Below are 16448 nucleotides of genomic sequence, written 5' to 3'. Positions count from 1 at the left end.
GGTGGGGTCAGATGAGGCCGAGGCCGCGGACCGCCTCGCGCTCCTCCTCGAGCTCCTTGACGGAGGCGTCGATGCGGGAGCGGGAGAAGTCGTTGATGTCCAGGCCCTGGACGATCTCGTACTTGCCGTCCTTGCAGGTGACCGGGAAGGAGGAGATGAGGCCCTCGGGGACGCCGTAGGAGCCGTCCGACGGGATGCCCATGGACGTCCAGTCACCCTCGGCGGTGCCGTTCACCCAGGTGTGGACGTGGTCGATCGCGGCGTTGGCGGCGGAGGCGGCCGACGAGGCACCGCGGGCCTCGATGATGGCGGCGCCGCGCTTGGCGACGGTCGGGATGAAGTCCTCGGCCAGCCACTTCTCGTCGTTCACGATCTCGGCGGCGTTCTTGCCGGCGACCGTGGCGTGGAAGATGTCCGGGTACTGCGTGGCGGAGTGGTTGCCCCAGATGGTCAGGCGCTTGATGTCGGCGACCGTCGAGCCCGTCTTCTTGGCGAGCTGGGTCAGCGCGCGGTTGTGGTCCAGGCGGGTCATCGCGGTGAAGCGCTCGGCCGGCACGTCGGGGGCGGCGGCCTGCGCGATGAGCGCGTTGGTGTTGGCCGGGTTGCCCACGACGAGGACCCGGATGTCGTCCGCGGCGTGGTCGTTGATCGCCTTGCCCTGCGGCTTGAAGATGCCGCCGTTGGCCTCCAGGAGGTCACCGCGCTCCATGCCCTTCGTGCGCGGGCGGGCGCCCACGAGGAGGGCGACGTTGGCACCGTCGAACGCGACGTTCGGGTCGTCGGTGATGTCGATGCCCCGCAGGAGCGGGAACGCGCAGTCGTCCAGCTCCATGGCCGTGCCCTCGGCGGCCTTCAGCGCCGGGGTGATCTCCAGCAGACGCAGCTTGACCGGCACGTCCGCGCCGAGCAGCTGGCCGGAGGCGATGCGGAAGAGCAGGGCGTAACCGATCTGGCCGGCCGCGCCGGTGACGGTGACGTTCACGGGAGTGCGGGTCATGGCGTTCTCCGTATGACAGCTGGCGGTGGGGCGTCCCTGCCCCGGGGTGCGGGATCCCGCCGCCGGCTCGTGACCGGCGCCCGCCGCGATGATCGATCACGGGTACGGATGATCGATCTCTTGGCGTCAAGAGATCCAGCGGTCAGGCTATCGCGCCCGCGGGATGCGGGACGGGCGGGCTGCGTGTGGCCCGTCCCACAGAGTGACCGGCGCCGCGGACCGGCCGGAGCCGGTCGGAAGGCGGCCGCCCGTCCGGGAGGGGGAGGACGAGGACGGCCGCCGAGGGGTTCCCGGAGCACCGGAGTCCCGTGGGGTTGCAGTTCGGTTGCCCGGGTGAGGACGAGTCATGCGTGGCACCGGCCGGCTGCCCGGCGAACGCCCGCTCGCACCAGCGACCGGCCGCACGGACGGCCACCGGGCGCCGCCACCGGAGCCCCTGGCTGCCGGCCGGGACGGACCGCGCGCGGCGGGACGTGCCGGCCGTCCGAGCCGGGACGGCCGGCTGCCCGCGGGGGGACCAGCCATGCGTGCGGTCGACCCGCACTCCGGAGAACGACCACTCCCACCAGCAGCCGCCCGCACGGACGGTCGCCGGGTGCCGGCGCCGGGCCGGGCCGGTCGGCCGGGACGGACCACGCGCCCGCGCCGCGAGCGGGGGCCGGGGCGGGCCGGTCCGCCGGGAAGGACCGCGCCCCTGCCGACCGCGCGCAGGCGCCGCGCATGCCCGCGCCCCCCGTCTCGCCGTGCCTGCGTAGTGCACCCCGGTCTACGTCGTGCACCCCGTCCGCCCGGACGCCAGTGTCACGCACGCCCTCGCCTGCCCGGCGTCCCGCACCGCGACCATCGGTGTGTACGCGGTCGTGCCACCGGCGGCCGTGATGGTGCCGGTCTCCTCCAGGGTGCCGGCCTCGACCCGGACCCGGTCGCCCGGGGCGCCCTGGGTGACGCGGCCCCAGGCGGCGCCGCAGGTCCTGCTGTAGCGGACCTCGACGACCGCCGTGCCGACGGTCGCACTGCGGTCCGTGGTCACCAGGTCGCCGCTGCACCCCATGGCCTCGGCGTCCTTGCCGGTGCAGCCCACCCCGCCGCACCCGACGCCGGCGGGCAGGGCCGGACGGGTGCTCGCGGCGGGGGCCGGCGGCCCGGCCGCGACGTGAGTCCTCGAGTCCCCGGCGCCGTCGGTGAACCAGAGGACGGCCCCGATGAGGAGGAGCGCACCGGCCACGCCCGCGACGGACGTCGTCAGCTGCCGGGTGGCCCTGGCGTGGCCGTCGTCGCCGTCACGGCCACCGTCACCGCCGGGGCCGGCGGGGCGCGGGGTGCCGGCCGGTCCGGCGTGCGGGCCCGGGACTTGGGCTGTCCGTCCGGAGCCGCCGGACGGCGCTCCCGCGGCCTGGGCGGCCGCGCCCGCGCGGGGCGCACCGCGGTGCCCGGCCGCGCTCCGCCAGGCCCCCGGCGAGGCGCCGGAGCCGGAGGGCGCCCGCCGTGGGACCCCGTCGCGTACGTCGGCGTCGAAGGCCGTCGGCTGCGCCGGCACGGCCGGCACGGTACCGGCGGCGCTCCCGATCGCGGGGGTCACCGTGGTTCTGCCGCCGGAGCGGACGGCCCCATCGCCTCCGCCGCCCGCGGTGTCCCCGGTGTGCCTCGGGGGCGGTTCCGCTCTCCCCCCGGGCGCGGCGCCTGCCCGGGTGGTGCGCGGGGCGTCCATGGCCGGGTCGTCGCCCGTCTCCGAGCGGCTCCAGGCCCGTTCCGCCAGCTCCCACATCCCGGTGAGGTGGACGGGACTGGTCCCGGTGACCTCGGCGAGCGCGATGATCGCTCCCTTGGGCGCGAGGAACCGGCCGTTGAGATAGCGCTCCCAGGCCGTCGTGCTGTAACCCGTGCGGTCCGCGAGCGCTTCGACACTGAGACCGCCGTGGTCCACGAGCCGCCGCAGCCGGTCGGTGAACTCCCGGACCTGCGGATCGAGTTCGTCGGGCAAAGCCTTCCAGCGAGGCATTGCTTCCCCCTCTTCCCCCTGTTGGTGCCAACGGTTCGCCGCGCGCGGTGCCCTGGCCGGGTCCCCGCTCCCCCTGTCCACGGGGATGCCTCCGCACAGGGTCCCAGTTTCCCGGCGTGGGGGCGCACGGGAGCACGCCGACCGGAACGCGTGCCGTGCGCGCGCACCGTCGCGGCCGACGGCCCGAACTCCCGCGGCTTCACCGACTTCCCCCCGTACCGGCCCGCCCTCCGGAGGCTTCAACGCAGCGCGCCGCACCGGCCGGTGCCACTGTGGCGGAAGACGGACACCGTGGCGGAACGGTCACTTCCGTGCCACAGCGCGCGGACAGCCGTTGAACAGCCCGTTCCCTGTGCCGGAGGGTGGGTCGTGGCGCCGGCCCGTCCTTGGAGCCCCGAACAGAACGGGCGCCCGGCGCGCGACGTCCGGCACGCACCGGACGCCGCGCGCTGATCGGACTCCCCTTCTGTTCGGAGCCCCTGCTCGGGGGAGGGGACGGGCCGGCACCGCAGGCGCCGCGAGGGCCTCGGGGCCCTCGTCCGGGTCAGGCCGGACGGGGCGGTCCGTGCCCGTCCGGGCCGCCCGGACCGTCCGGGCGGAATCCCTATCCCCGGACCGTGAAGTGCAAGGCGTCGTTCAGGATGGGGATCTCCAGCCACGGCCTGGGCTGGGCCATCATCGCCAGCAGGACGATGGCGGCGCCGAGCACGCCGTACGTGACGATGTCCGTGAAGCGGGAGCGGACGGCGAGCATGCCGACGCCCGGCAGCAGCCAGCGCAGCACGGCGCCGCCGATCAGCCCGACGCCGATCAGCATCGTCCCGATCCGGAACGCGTCGAACGCGGCGATCAGCAGACCGAGCCCGACCACGGACAGCACCGCGAGTATCGGCCACTGCCGCGCGGGGGCCGGGGCGTCGCGGGGAGCGGCCCGGCCGCCGCCCTCGGGGGGCGCGGTGTCCCTGGTGAACAGCGGGAAGCGGCGCGTGACCCGCCGGGGCCTGCCCTCGGCGTCGGGCGCGCTGACCGGGTCCCGCACCTCGATCTCCGGCTCCGCGTCCGCGGCGTCCGCCCCGCGCGGGGTGCCCTCTGCGTCAGCCGACACTGCGCTCCGCCGCCTCGACCACGTTGACCAGCAGCTGGGCCCGCGTCATGGGGCCGACCCCGCCGGGGTTGGGGGACAGCCAGCCGGCCACCTCGGCGACGTCCGGGTGCACGTCGCCCACGACCTTGCCCTCGGCGTTGCGGGAGACACCGACGTCGAGGACGGCGGCGCCGGGCTTGACGTCCTCGGCGCGGATGAGGTGCGGGGAGCCGGCCGCGGCGACGATGATGTCGGCGCGCCTCAGGTGGGCGGACAGGTCACGGGTGCCGGTGTGGCACTGGGTCACCGTGGCGTTCTCGCTGCGCCGGGTCAGCAGCAGGGGCATCGGGCGGCCGATGGTGACACCGCGGCCGACGACCACGACCTCCGCGCCCTTGATCTCCACGCCGTGGCGGCGCAGCAGGGTCAGCACGCCGTTGGGGGTGCAGGGCAGCGGGGCGGGCTCGTTCAGGACGAGACGGCCGAGGTTCATCGGGTGCAGGCCGTCGGCGTCCTTGCCGGGGTCCATCAGCTCGAGGATGCGGTTCTCGTCGATGCCTCTGGGCAGCGGCAGCTGGACGATGTAGCCGGTGCAGGCCGGGTCCTCGTTCAGCTCGCGGACGACCGCCTCGATCTCCTCCTGCGTCGCCGTGGCGGGCAGCTTGCGCTGGATGGAGGCGATACCGACCTGCGCGCAGTCGCGGTGCTTGCCGGCGACGTATTTCTGGCTGCCGGGGTCGTCCCCGACCAGGATCGTGCCGAGGCCGGGCGTGACGCCCTTCTCCTTCAGCGCCGCCACCCGGGCGGTCAGATCGGTCTTGATCGCGGCTGCGGCGGCCTTGCCATCGAGAATCTGGGCGGTCATGGTCCCATCCTCGCGGATGACCGGGCCGCGGTTCCAATCCGGGCCCCGATCCCGTCCTGCACACATCCGGTCATGATCGGCGATGTTGCACTTGCACAACACCCACGCATTCCGGCTGGACAGCTCAAGTCCGGTCGAGAACGATGAAGGTCGCAGTGTCGCGGGCAGCTCATCGGGGGGACGGACCGCATCTGTAGCTCTCTCCTCCGCGCGGTGCCGCGCGCGTCGTCCCGCACAGAACGGAGGAAGGACCACCATGAGTTTCGGTGACCCGAACAACCCCTACGGCGCGCCGCAGGAGCAGCAGCAGGGTTACGGCCACCCGCAGGGTCAGGGGCCTGGCTACGGCTACCCGCAGGCCCCGCCGGTGCAGCAGCACTACGGCGCCCCGGTCCCGCAGACGATGCCCGGCAACGTCAGCGCGTCCCGCGTCATGCTGTGGGTGATCGTCGCCCTTCAGGTCGTCGGCGTGGCGCTGTTCGCCTTCGCCGCCGTGGGCCTCCACACCGCCAGGAACGACAACACCCTCAAGGACGACGCCGCCTTCCAGCAGCTCGCGGACTACTCCACCGGCCTGCTGTGGGCCATCGTCGTCTTCGCGCTGGCCTGGGGCGTCTTCGGCGGCGTGCTGGCGGCGAAGTTCAGCACCGGCGGCAACGGCGTGCGCGTGACGACGATGGTCTTCGCCATCATCACCGCGATCCTCGGCATCTACCCGTTCGTCCTGGTGGGTCTGGTGCACACGGTGCTCGCCATCCTGATCGCCTGCTTCGTCGGTGGCTCGAACGGCGCGGCCTGGTTCAACCGCCCCCGCTACTGACCACTTCACGCCATTCACCCCAAGGGCCGTGTCTCACCCCGTACAAGAGGCGACACGGCCCTGGTGCGTCGCCCTAGTCTGAATTCCGCAGCCGTCAGGCACGGGGAGACGCACCTTGTACAGCATCATCGTGGTACCTCCGCCGACCACGGAGGACGAGCACCGCGGCCCGCAGGTCCGGCTCGCGCCCGGCGAGCGGCTCGCCTTCGGGCGGTCCGCACCCGGCAACGACCTGGTGATCCCGCACGACGGGGTCTCCCGCCGGGCCGGTGAGATCGCCGCCTACGGCGCCTTCTGGATACTGAGCAACCTCTCCGCGCGCCAGACGTACGTCGTGGAGAACCCCGAGGGCGCGGGCGAGCACGTCAAGGTCCCGCCCGGACGGCTGGACGCACCCGTCCCCTTCGAGTTCTCGCGGATCGTGCTGCCCGCCGCCGGGGACCTCCTGGCGCTGGAGGTCTGGGCGCCCCGTCACGACTACCTGCACGGCGCGGGCGGGACAGACGGCGGGACCACCGCGCCCGCGTTCTCGGTGGACCGCACCAAGCGCTACTTCGCGGTACTCGCCGCCCTGTGCGAACCCCGGCTGCGCGGCGCCCCGCACGCGCCGCTGCCGACGGTGGACCAGGTCGTCGAGCGGCTGCGTCCCACCTGGCCGGCCGCGTCCCGCACGTCGGTGCAGTGGAACATCGACTACCTGGCGGTGAAACTCCGTCTGAAGCCCGGCCCGGACACCGCCGGCACCGGCGGCCGCCTCAACGGCAAGAAGGAGTCACTGGTCTCCCTGGCGCTGCGTTTCGACCTGGTCCGCGAGGACGACCTGGTCGTGCTGGCGCCCCCGCCGAGCCGGGTGGACCGGTGACCGAGCCGTACGCCGTGCCGGTGCCGCGCGGCTACCGGGTCGGCGTCTGGGAGGTGCGGCGCCCCCTCGCGACGGGCGCCTTCGGCAGCGTGTACGAGGCCCGGCGCACCGGCGGCCCCGAGGGGACGTCGGCGGCCGGCACCGGCGTGCCGGAGGCGGGGCGCGGCGACGGCACCGGCGCGCTGCCGCGCACGGCCGCCCTGAAGTTCCTGCCCACCGGCACCGGGACCCCGCGCCAGCTGAACCACCTGCGCGAACTCGTCGAGCGGGAAGTCGCGTTGCATCGCCGGCTCAGGCGTCCGCGGCTGATCCGCATGTACGAGACCCTGACCGTCGACGACCCCGGGCATCCCGGCCTGGACGGCGCCACCGTCCTGGTGCTGGAGAAGGCGGAGGGCTCGCTGGCCGCCCTGCTGACCGCCGCCCCGCGGCCCGCCGCCGGGCCCGTGCTGCTCGCCCAGATCTGCGAGGGCCTCGCCCAGCTCCACCGCGCGGGCTGGGTGCACGGTGACCTCAAGCCGGCCAACGTGCTGCTGATGCGGGACGGTTCGGCGCGGCTCGCCGACTTCAACATGGCCGCCGAGCTGGACGGCACGCACGCCTACACCCCCGCCTTCTCCACGCCCGACTACACCCCGCCCGAGCTGCTGTGGTGCGAGATCGGCGAACACGGCCGCCGCACCCGCCCGTCCGCCGACGTGTGGGCCTTCGGCGTCCTCGCCCACCTCGTCCTCACCGGCTCCCTCCCCCTGCCCGGCGGCACGCCGGGCGCCCGCCGGGACGCGGCCGTCGCCTACGCCCGGGGCCTGGACGACCTGCGCCTGTCCCCCGATCTGCCGGACGCCTGGCGGGACATCGTGCGGGACTGCCTGGCCCGCACGCACGACGACCGCGTCGGCACCGAGGCCCTGCTGCGCCGTGTCGAGGCCGCGGCGGGCTCCGACCGCTCGCCCGGCGGCCCCCGGTTGCGGGGCCTCGCGCGCCGCCCGCATGCCGGACGGCCCCGGCGGGAGGGTGAGCCGCGCGGACGCCGGGCGGGGAGGGTGCTCGGCGCGGCGGCCGCCACCGCCGCCGTCGCCGCCCTCGGCTACGGCGTCAGCGTCTGGGGGGACCGCGCGGGCGACTCCGGCCGCCCCTCGGCCATCGCGTCCCACGCCGGGTCCGTCCGGGTCTCCGCCGCGTACGGCGCCTCGGAACTGCGGACGGACAGGGGCGTGCCGGCCGCCTACCGGCTGCTGATCGTGCAGACCGCGCACGACTGCCGGCAGCCGGACGTCACCGCGTCCCTGATCGCGGCGATGCTGAAGGTGGAGAGCGGCTTCGACCCGGACCTCGCCGATCCCGCCAACGACGAGTACGGCATCGCCCGCTGGACCCCGAGCGTGCTCCGCTGGTGGATGCACGCCGACGGCACGCCCGCGGAGAGCGTCCCCCAGCCGCCGTTCCCTCCCGCCGAGTCGATCCCGGCCATGGGCCGCTACCTGTGCTGGATCGCGCCCCGGCTCGACTCCGGCCTGCCGGGCGACCGCCGGGTGCTGATCGCCGTGGCCTACCGGACGTCGTACGCGAAGGTGAACGGCGCGGGCGGGGTCCCCCCGAGGTACCGCGGCTACGCCGACCGCATCGCCCACTACCTGGAGGAGTACACCCCGCCCGGCGGTAAGTGACCCTGAGACCTCCGAGGTACCCCCCGCCCCGGAGTCCCTGGCACGGTGGTCCCACTCCGCTCCGGCGGTGCTCCGCCGGACGGTACGACGCACCACACCGGTGCTCGATCACACATGGGGGAAAAGTGAAGATGAAGAGGCCCGCCGCGCTGCTCGTCGCGGCCACCGCCCTGCTCGCCGGCTCCACCGTCTCGGCCGCCGCGGCCCAGACGGCCGGGAACGTCCCGCCCACCCGGACCGCCGTCGCGGCGCCGGCCGGGGTCCAGCAGCGCGTCGACGCCGTGCTCGCCGCGCAGCCCGGTGGCCGCCAGGTCGCCGCCGGCAAGGTCCACTACGACGGCCTCGACGTGACGGTCTACCCGGCCGGTCAGGCCGGCCGGGCCAAGGCCGCGGCCCTGGACTGCGCCTACGGCTACCTGTGCGTCAACGTCCGCGGCACCGTCTTCACGTTCTACAAGTGCCAGACGTGGGCCGTCTCCAACTGGTACGGCGACGGCGACTTCGTCAACAACCAGACGCCGGGCACGGTCGCCCGCTTCTACAACAAGGACGGCAGCGTCCGCTGGACGTCCACCGCCTACCAGGCAGGCCGGGCCACCTGGGACCCGATCTGGTCCGTGCGCCCCTGCTGACGCGACCGGGCCGCGGTCTTCGGCCCTCCCCCCGGGGAGGTGCCGGAGACCGCGGCCCGTCGCTCGCCGGCCTGTCCGGCCGACTCAGTGGAAGAAGTGGCGGGTGCCGGTGAAGTACATCGTGACGCCCGCCTTGCGCGCGGCCTCCACGACGAGTTCGTCGCGGACGGAGCCGCCCGGCTGGACCACGGCCCGCACACCGGCCCCGGTCAGGATCTCCAGCCCGTCGGGGAACGGGAAGAAGGCGTCGGAGGCGGCGAACGCGCCCCGGGCACGCTCGGCGCCGGCCCGCTCCACGGCCAGCTTCGCGGAGTCGACGCGGTTGACCTGTCCCATGCCCACGCCGACCGAGGCGCCGTCCTTGGCGAGCAGGATCGCGTTGGACTTCACCGCCCGGCACGCCCTCCAGGCGAAGGCCAGCTGCTCCAGCCCGGCGGCGTCCAGCGCCTCGCCGGTGGCGAGGGTCCAGTGGGCCGGGTCGTCGCCCTCGGCCTGGAGCCGGTCGGTCACCTGCAGCAGCGCGCCACCGTCGACGGGCTTGATCTCGACGGGGGCGGCCGGCGCCTCGGGGGCGCGCAGCACGCGGATGTTCTTCTTCTTGGTGAGGGCCTCCAGGGCGCCCTCCTCATAGCCGGGCGCGACGATGACCTCGGTGAAGATCTCCGCGACCTGCTCGGCCATCTCCCTGCTGACCGGCCGGTTCACGGCGATCACACCGCCGAACGCGGACAGCGGGTCGCAGGCGTGCGCCTTGCGGTGCGCCTCGGCGACGTCCGCGCCGATCGCGATGCCGCAGGGGTTGGCGTGCTTGATGATCGCGACGCAGGGCTCGGCGTGGTCGTAGGCGGCACGACGGGCGGCGTCCGTGTCCGTGTAGTTGTTGTACGACATCTCCTTGCCGTGCAGCTGCTCCGCCTGGGCGAGGCCGCCGCGGGCCCCAGCGGAACCGCCCACGGAGGCGGTGTCGACGTAGAGCGCGGCGGGCTGGTGCGGGTTCTCGCCGTAGCGCAGGGTGTGCGCGCGCTGCCAGGTGGCGCCGAGGAAGTCGGGGAACCCCGAGTCGTCGACGGGGGCGTAGGAGCCGGCGAACCAGGAGGCGACGGCGACGTCGTAGGAGGCCGTGTGCTGGAACGCCTCGGCGGCGAGCCGCCTGCGGGTGGCGAGGTCGAAGCCGCCCTCCCGCACCGCGGAGAGGACGTCGGGGTACCGGGCCGGGCTGGTGACGACCGCCACCGAGGGGTGGTTCTTGGCTGCGGCGCGGACCATCGACGGGCCGCCGATGTCGATCTGCTCGACGCACTCGTCGGGCGAGGCACCGGAGGCCACGGTCTCGCGGAACGGGTACAGGTTGACGACGACGAGGTCGAACGGCTCCACGCCCAGCTCGGCCAGCTGCCTGCGGTGGTCCTCCAGGCGCAGGTCGGCGAGGATGCCGGCGTGGACCTTGGGGTGCAGGGTCTTGACGCGGCCGTCCAGGCACTCGGGGAAGCCGGTGAGCTCCTCGACCTTGGTGACGGGGACGCCGGCCGCGGTGATCCTCGCGGCCGTGGACCCGGTGGAGACGAGCTCGACGCCGGCCTCGTGCAGCCCGCGCGCCAGCTCCTCCAGGCCGGTCTTGTCGTAGACGCTGACGAGCGCGCGCCGGATGGGCCGCTTGTTGCTCTCGGCGGTCACTGGATAACTACCTTTCGTCCCTCGATGCGATAGCCGTTGCGGGCGAGCCGCCCCACGACCTCGACGAGCAGCCTTCGCTCGACTTCCTTGATGCGCTCGTGCAGCGCGCTCTCGTCGTCCTCGTCCCGGACCTCCACCACGCCCTGCGCGATGATCGGCCCGGTGTCGACGCCGTCGTCGACGAAGTGGACGGTGCAGCCGGTGACCCTGGCGCCGTACGCCAGCGCGTCCCGCACGCCGTGGGCCCCGGGAAAACTGGGCAGCAGGGCGGGATGGGTGTTGACGAAGCGCCCGCCGAACCGCGCGAGGAACTCCTTCCCCACGATCCTCATGAACCCGGCGGACACGACGAGGTCGGGCTCGTGGGCGGCGACGGCCTCGGCGAGCGCCGCGTCCCACTCCTCGCGCGTGCCGTAGTCCTTGACCCTCCGCACGAAGGTCGGCACCCCGGCGCGCTCGGCGCGTGCCAGCCCCTCGATGCCGTCGCGGTCGGCGCCCACGGCGACGATCCGCGCGCCGTAGGCCTCGACGCCGGCCTCGGCGATCGCGTCGAGGAGCGCCTGCAGATTGGTGCCGGATCCGGAGACCAGCACGACGAGGCGTTTGGCCACGGTCTTGGCGGCCACGGCGGGGCCCTTTCTCGGGGGAGCTGTTTGTACGGTCGTACGAATGCTTCGCGCCCCCGGATACGGGGAAGCCTACGAAGCGGCCGACCGCCAGCAACGATACCGGCACACCATGCGGCCCCCACGGGACGGGGGCGCGGCCGGAAGGTAGCGTCTGAGGTGAGCCCGTACGGGAACGCGCTCCGCGCACCGTGCGTTCACCGGGTGCGTACCCGAGTCCCGGGCTCCCGAGCGCTTCGGGGACGCTCAAGATCAGTCGTGACTCACCAAGGGGAAGACGCTCACTTGATGCCGGACCGCAGCCCGCGACTCCTCACGCTCCCCCCGCAGCCGACGCCGGGAGGGGTACGCGGCGCCGTACTGCTGCGGGAGCGCCCCACCTCGCCCCCGGACGCGCCCTCGGGCGGGAAGGACGGGAAGAACGGCGCCGGGAAGAACGGCGCCGGGCAGGGCGACGCGGGACAGGACGACAACCCCTTCGCGCCGCCGCCGGAGGGCACGCCCGACCGCCCCTGGCAGCCGCGGCACCCGTCGGGCGGCGACCAGTCCCCCGACGGCGACTCCGGTGACCGGGGCGACTCGCACTGGGGCAGCCAGTGGAGCGACCGGCAGCCCGGCCGCTCACCGGGCGGCTTCGGCGACCGCCCGCAGCCGCCCGGCGGCGGACCCGAGGGGCCCGGCGGCCCCCAGGGGCAGGGCAAAGGCCCCGGCCTGCGCTGGGACCCCACCGACCCCGCCCAGCGCAGGGCGCGCTACGCCCTGCTGTGCGGCATGTGGGCCTTCTTCTTCGCGCTCTTCAGCTGGCCGTACGTGGCTCTGCTGCTGGGCGCGCCGGCTCTGTACTGGGGCGTCAGCGCCCTGCGCGCCAAGCCGCGCACCCCCGACCCGCACGCCGCGGCCCCCGCTCCCGCCCCCGAGGGCCGGCCGCAGACGACGGCGGCAATCAGCGGTCTGGTCACCGCGTCCCTGGCCCTGGCCCTGGTCGCCGTGAGCTTCACGGCGCAGCTGGTGTACAGCGACTACTACTCGTGTGTGAAGGACGCCCTGACGAACGAGGCCAGACAGTCCTGCGACCAGCACCTGCCGAAGGAACTGCGGGGCGTGCTGGGCGTGAGCGGCTGAGACGGTCACACCTTCGCCTTCGGCTCGGGCAGGTGGCCGGCGGCATCCCGGTGTCCTCCGGGCCTCCCCGGTGACGTCCTCCGGTCCTTGCCGGTGACGTCCTCCGGTCCTGGCCGGTGACGACCTCACCGGTGGGGCAGGCCGGTCGGGCCGGAGGCGGGCGGCGGATCGGGAACGTGTGCCGGCCGGGGTGGGGCCGGCCGGTCGCTCGGAGGCGCGGCGCTCCGGGCCGCCGAGGGGTCTTCCACCGCCGCTGATCCGTCGACCGCCGCGGACGTCTCGACCTGCGCGGTGTTCTTCGCGGGCGTCGGCCTCCCGGGTGCGTCCGGTGCCGCGTCCTCCGCGTTCTCCGCGTTCTCCGCGGGCACCTCGGGCGCGCTGGGTCCACCGGCCGTCGCGGATCCCCGGGCGACGGTGGCCTCGGTCGGCCCGGGGAGCCGGGCGGCCGCCCCGGCCCCGGTCGCCGGCGCGGCATGCGTGGCCTCCGGGACCTGTGGGGATCGCGTGGCGTGCCCGGTCCCGTCGGCCTCGGCGTGCTCGCTGTCCCGCCCCGGGTCGCCGAGCCGGAGCGCCGCCGCCTCCTCCGTCTCCTCCCCCGCCGGCGTTCCCTTCGCCGCGCCCGCCGCCTCGCCGGGTCCGGCAGGGCCGCCCTCCGCCGCCTGCGTCGTCCCGGCGAGGCCGGGGAAGTCCTTCGCGGCCTCCCTCAGCGCCGCCCAGCGGGCCGCGCGGGTCACGTCGTCGTGCCAGAGGGAGCCGTCACCGCCCGACGGGTCGTCGAGGGGCAGGACGTCGTACGCCTCCAGCACGGAGTCCTCGTCGTGCCCGGAGGCCGACGCCGGCTCCGGCGGTCGCGGCGCGCGCGTCCCGCCCCGGGTGAGCCGGCCCCGCGTCGACGGCGCGGCAGCCTGGTCCCGGCCTCCGTCGGCGCCCGGCCGGGCACCGGCGCAGGCCGTCCGCGGTGTCCCGGCCCGCGGCTCCCGCGTGACGCGACCGCCGCGGCGGCGCCACGCCCGTGCCACCAGCGACGTGGGCACGGCCGCGGGCACCGTCCACGCCAGCACGGCAGGTCCCACCTGCCAGCCCACCGGCCCGAAGCGCGCCAGGGCGGCGTTGCCCAGCGGGCCGCCCGCCAGCGTCGCGAGCACGGCCAGGACCAGGGCGCACAGCACACAGGCCAGCCCGGCGCCGCCCACCGTCCGCCCCCACGACCACACCTCGGCTTCTCCCCCTTCCGGCCCTTCCGGTTCCCCGGTCCCCCGGCCCGGCCTGTCCGACGCCCGGCCCGCACCCGCGCCCCGTCCGGCGACCGCGCCCCGGGCACCGGCCGCGGCGGCACTCCTGTCCGTACGGCCGCCCGCGCCGGCTGCCGTTCCCCGTCCCTCCGCCACGGCCGCCCCCGCGACGAACCACCCGATCGTCAGCCCGGCCGCCACCGGCACCGCGGCCACCCAGTGCACCAGCGTGCCGGGCCCGGCGCCCGGCACCGCGGCCAGCAGCGGAAACGGCGGCAGCAGCGGAGCCGGCGCGGACGACAGCGGGCCGGCCACATGACCGGCGCCGAGCAGGAAGCCGGGGCCGGCGGCGTACGCGACCGCCCACACCGCCGCGTTCGGAAGCAGGACGAGGCACAGCACCACGACGGCGAAGCGGCCCGACCACCCCTCCGAGAGGTGCACGAAGGCCCGCTGCACGGCCGCGCCATGCCCCACCAGCGACATCCCGAACAGCAACGTCCCGCCACCGCCGAACACCACCGTCCCGGCCGCCGCCGCCCGCGCGGCACCGCCGAGCCGCGCGCGGGCGCCGCGAGCGAGCAGAAGACGCCGGACGCCCGCCGGGAGCCCGCCGAGTGCCCTCTCCACCGGGGCACGCGGGCAGCCGTACGCCGTCCACACCCCGCTGGCCGCCGCCACCGTGGCGACCAGCGGCACGCAGATCACCGTCCAGACGTACGAGGGCCGCAGCGCACCGCCCGCCGCGTAGACCGTGGCCGCGCCGCCGACGGCGAGGTAGCCGAGCACCACGCCCACCCAGGCGGTCCGCGCGGGGACGAGCGGCCCGCCGTCGCCCGCGTCGGTCGCGTCCCGCGCCGCGCGGTGCACGAGCAGTACCGGCACCACGAGGAGCAGCAGCGGTGTGACGCCCACGGGGGCGGGCACACCGGACAGCGTGTCGGCGCGCAGGAGTTCGGCCCCGTGTGCCAGCAGCCACAGTGCGGCAGCGACGTGCAGCGCGCCGCCCGGCCCGCTGTCCGGGTACGGCGAGCTGATCCACAGCGCGATGACCAGCACGGCGAACGAGCCCAGTCCGAGCCCCGCCGCGACCGCGCCGCCCAGGAGGCCGGCGCCCAGCCCGGGCGATCGGTCCCGCACCCGGATACGCAGGGGTGGCAGCGGCGGACGTCGCGCGGTCGTCTGGATCACGACCGCCATGCTCCCAACACCACCCGCTTTCCTCTCGTAACAGGCGAACTGCCGCTGTGTCGCACAACATACGTTTATGTTCTTTATCGCGCGAAGGGGCGCATCGTGAACCGGAGTCCTGCGCAACCGTTGCCGCCGCCCGCGGAATGCCGACGTCTGCGTCAGGCGGCCTCCTTGACCCAGCATCAGGTCGCCTCGCAGATCGGTGTAGCCCTCGAGACCGTGCGCGCCTGGGAGGCCGGCCGCTCCCCGGCGCGTGGCCGGGAGCGGAAGGCGTACGCGGACCTGCTCGCCGCACTCGTCGATGCGGAGCGTCAGGAAAACGGGCGCTCGGTCGGTGTGACGGCCCGTCGGGGGACCGGCGCGTCACACGGTGCGGCCGCCTCCGCCGATGCCTCAGGTGCGCCCGCCTCGGCCGATCCCTCCGCCGGGCCCGTCATGACGCCCGCTCAGGCCTTCGACGCCCTGTACGCCTTCTGCGCGCCCGCCCTCGTCCGGCAGGCCTACCTGCTGACCGGCCGTCGGGACCGGGCGCGGGACGCCGTGGAGCGGGCCTTCCAGCTGGCCTGGCAGCGCTGGCCGGAGGTGGCCCGGGATCCGGACCCGGCGGGCTGGGTACGGGCGACGGCGTACGACTGCGCCCTCTCCCCCTGGCACCGTCTGCGCCCGCCCTCCCGCGCCGCCGCTGCCGCCGAACCGCCGCCCGCGGACCCAGCGGACCGGGCGCTGCTGCGCGCCCTGCTCGACCTGCCGCCGTCGTACCGCCGCGCCCTGGTCCTCTACGACGGCGTCGGCCTCGACCTGCCCGAGACGGCGGCTGAGAGTGAGGCGAGCACACCCGCGACGGCGAACCGGCTGATGCACGCACGCGAGGCCGTCGCCGCGTGCCTGCCGGAGCTGTCCGACCCGGCGGAGCTGCACCGGCGGCTGGTCCGGCTGGCCTCCGGGGACCAGTTCCGGGCGGACCGGCCCCCGGTCGTGCGGACGGCCGGCGAACGCCGGACCCGCTTCTGGGTGCGGGCCGCCATCGCCTTCACGGTCACCGTCGTCGGGGCGACGGCCCTGACGTTGCGGACGGCTCCGACGCACTACGAGACACCGGTGTCTCCGGGGCGCACGGTGCGCGGGGTGCCGCCGCGGGCCGCCCTGGGGCCCCTGTCGCCGGCGCAGACCCGGCTGCGGGCGAAGCTGACGGCGCGGGACACGGCGGGCGGACCGGCGCGCGTGATGCCGGAGGCCCGGTGACGCGTGCGGCCGGGGCGCCCGCCGGCACCCGCGCCTGCGGCCCGGCGACCGGCCGCTTCGACGCCTGGGCCGGGGAGGCCGGCCGCTTCGCCGCCTGAGGCCCGGTGACCGGCCGCTTCGCCGCCGGGGCCGGGCAGACGGGCCGCCTCGCCGCTCGCCGCCTCACCGCCTCACCGCCTGGGGCCTTGTAACCGACCGCCTTGACGCCTGAGGCCACCGGCGTCGGGGCGTGGGGCCAGGAAGGCCAGCGGCACCGACGCCTGCAGCCGGGGAGGCCGCGGGCATCGGCGCGTGCTGCCGGAGAGGCCGCGGGCATCGGCGCGTGGAGCCGGGCCGCGCGTGTGAGGTCGGCCGGCACCGGGGTTCTCGCGCTCGGCGGCTACTGCGGACAAGGTGGGGATCACGATCTCGGCGTAGCCGTAGCTGGCTTCC

At 75.3% G+C, this 16448-nt stretch carries 13 protein-coding genes; 6 read left to right on the top strand and 7 right to left on the bottom strand.

Features of this window, described 5'->3' with window-relative positions; genetic code table 11:
- Positions 1-7 precede the first annotated feature (7 nt).
- The 4 genes from ACWDNY_RS05735 to ACWDNY_RS05720 form a co-directional block, all read right to left on the bottom strand.
- On the bottom strand, positions 8-997 hold the full coding sequence (locus tag ACWDNY_RS05735; protein WP_451644443.1) for a malate dehydrogenase: 990 nt from the start codon (positions 995-997) through the stop codon (positions 8-10).
- Between the two features lie 766 nt (positions 998-1763).
- On the bottom strand, positions 1764-2996 hold the full coding sequence (locus ACWDNY_RS05730; RefSeq protein ID WP_451644442.1) for a DUF2690 domain-containing protein: 1233 nt from the start codon (positions 2994-2996) through the stop codon (positions 1764-1766).
- Between the two features lie 604 nt (positions 2997-3600).
- Entirely contained in the window at positions 3601-4101 is a 501-nt protein-coding gene (locus tag ACWDNY_RS05725; protein ID WP_451644441.1) for a DUF3017 domain-containing protein, read from the bottom strand.
- Positions 4091-4945 carry a bifunctional methylenetetrahydrofolate dehydrogenase/methenyltetrahydrofolate cyclohydrolase gene (locus ACWDNY_RS05720; protein ID WP_451644440.1) on the bottom strand — a complete coding sequence of 285 codons (855 nt, stop codon included), beginning with the start codon at positions 4943-4945 and terminating at the stop codon, positions 4091-4093. The genes ACWDNY_RS05725 and ACWDNY_RS05720 overlap by 11 nt, the downstream gene beginning before the upstream one ends.
- 256 nt (positions 4946-5201) lie before the next feature.
- On the opposite strand from ACWDNY_RS05720, the gene ACWDNY_RS05715 reads away from it, so the two are divergent.
- From ACWDNY_RS05715 to ACWDNY_RS05700, 4 genes are all read left to right on the top strand, one after another.
- Positions 5202-5765 carry a hypothetical protein gene (locus ACWDNY_RS05715; protein ID WP_451644439.1) on the top strand — a complete coding sequence of 188 codons (564 nt, stop codon included), beginning with the start codon at positions 5202-5204 and terminating at the stop codon, positions 5763-5765.
- 115 nt (positions 5766-5880) lie between these two features.
- Positions 5881-6627 (top strand): FHA domain-containing protein, encoded by a 747-nt coding sequence (locus ACWDNY_RS05710; RefSeq protein ID WP_451644438.1) that lies wholly within the window; start codon positions 5881-5883, stop codon positions 6625-6627.
- Positions 6624-8294, top strand: a complete 1671-nt coding sequence (locus ACWDNY_RS05705; RefSeq protein WP_451644437.1) for a serine/threonine protein kinase — start codon at positions 6624-6626, stop codon at positions 8292-8294. The genes ACWDNY_RS05710 and ACWDNY_RS05705 overlap by 4 nt, the downstream gene beginning before the upstream one ends.
- A gap of 131 nt (positions 8295-8425) precedes the next feature.
- Positions 8426-8926, top strand: coding sequence for a hypothetical protein (locus tag ACWDNY_RS05700; protein WP_451644436.1), 501 nt, complete (start codon positions 8426-8428; stop codon positions 8924-8926).
- Positions 8927-9010: 84 nt separating this feature from the next.
- Here ACWDNY_RS05700 and purH read toward each other — a convergent pair whose 3' ends face one another.
- Entirely contained in the window at positions 9011-10600 is a 1590-nt protein-coding gene (gene purH, locus ACWDNY_RS05695; protein WP_451644435.1) for a bifunctional phosphoribosylaminoimidazolecarboxamide formyltransferase/IMP cyclohydrolase, read from the bottom strand.
- Entirely contained in the window at positions 10597-11226 is a 630-nt protein-coding gene (purN, locus tag ACWDNY_RS05690; protein ID WP_451644434.1) for a phosphoribosylglycinamide formyltransferase, read from the bottom strand. The genes purH and purN overlap by 4 nt, the downstream gene beginning before the upstream one ends.
- Positions 11227-11514: 288 nt before the next feature.
- Between purN and ACWDNY_RS05685 the strand changes: the two genes are divergently transcribed.
- Complete coding sequence (locus ACWDNY_RS05685) at positions 11515-12348, top strand: hypothetical protein (protein WP_451644433.1); 834 nt, start codon at positions 11515-11517, stop codon at positions 12346-12348.
- A gap of 125 nt (positions 12349-12473) precedes the next feature.
- On the opposite strand, the gene ACWDNY_RS05680 is transcribed toward ACWDNY_RS05685, so the two are convergent.
- Positions 12474-14780: a cell division protein PerM gene (locus tag ACWDNY_RS05680; protein ID WP_451644432.1), complete on the bottom strand. Its 2307-nt coding sequence runs from the start codon at positions 14778-14780 to the stop codon at positions 12474-12476.
- A 96-nt stretch (positions 14781-14876) separates the two neighbouring features.
- Between ACWDNY_RS05680 and ACWDNY_RS05675 the strand changes: the two genes are divergently transcribed.
- Positions 14877-16016, top strand: coding sequence for a sigma factor-like helix-turn-helix DNA-binding protein (locus ACWDNY_RS05675; protein ID WP_451644431.1), 1140 nt, complete (start codon positions 14877-14879; stop codon positions 16014-16016).
- The last annotated feature ends 432 nt before the right edge of the window (positions 16017-16448 follow it).

Source organism: Streptomyces sp. NPDC003697 (assembly GCF_053587115.1).
This window is presented reverse-complemented; position numbering and strand designations above follow the sequence as displayed.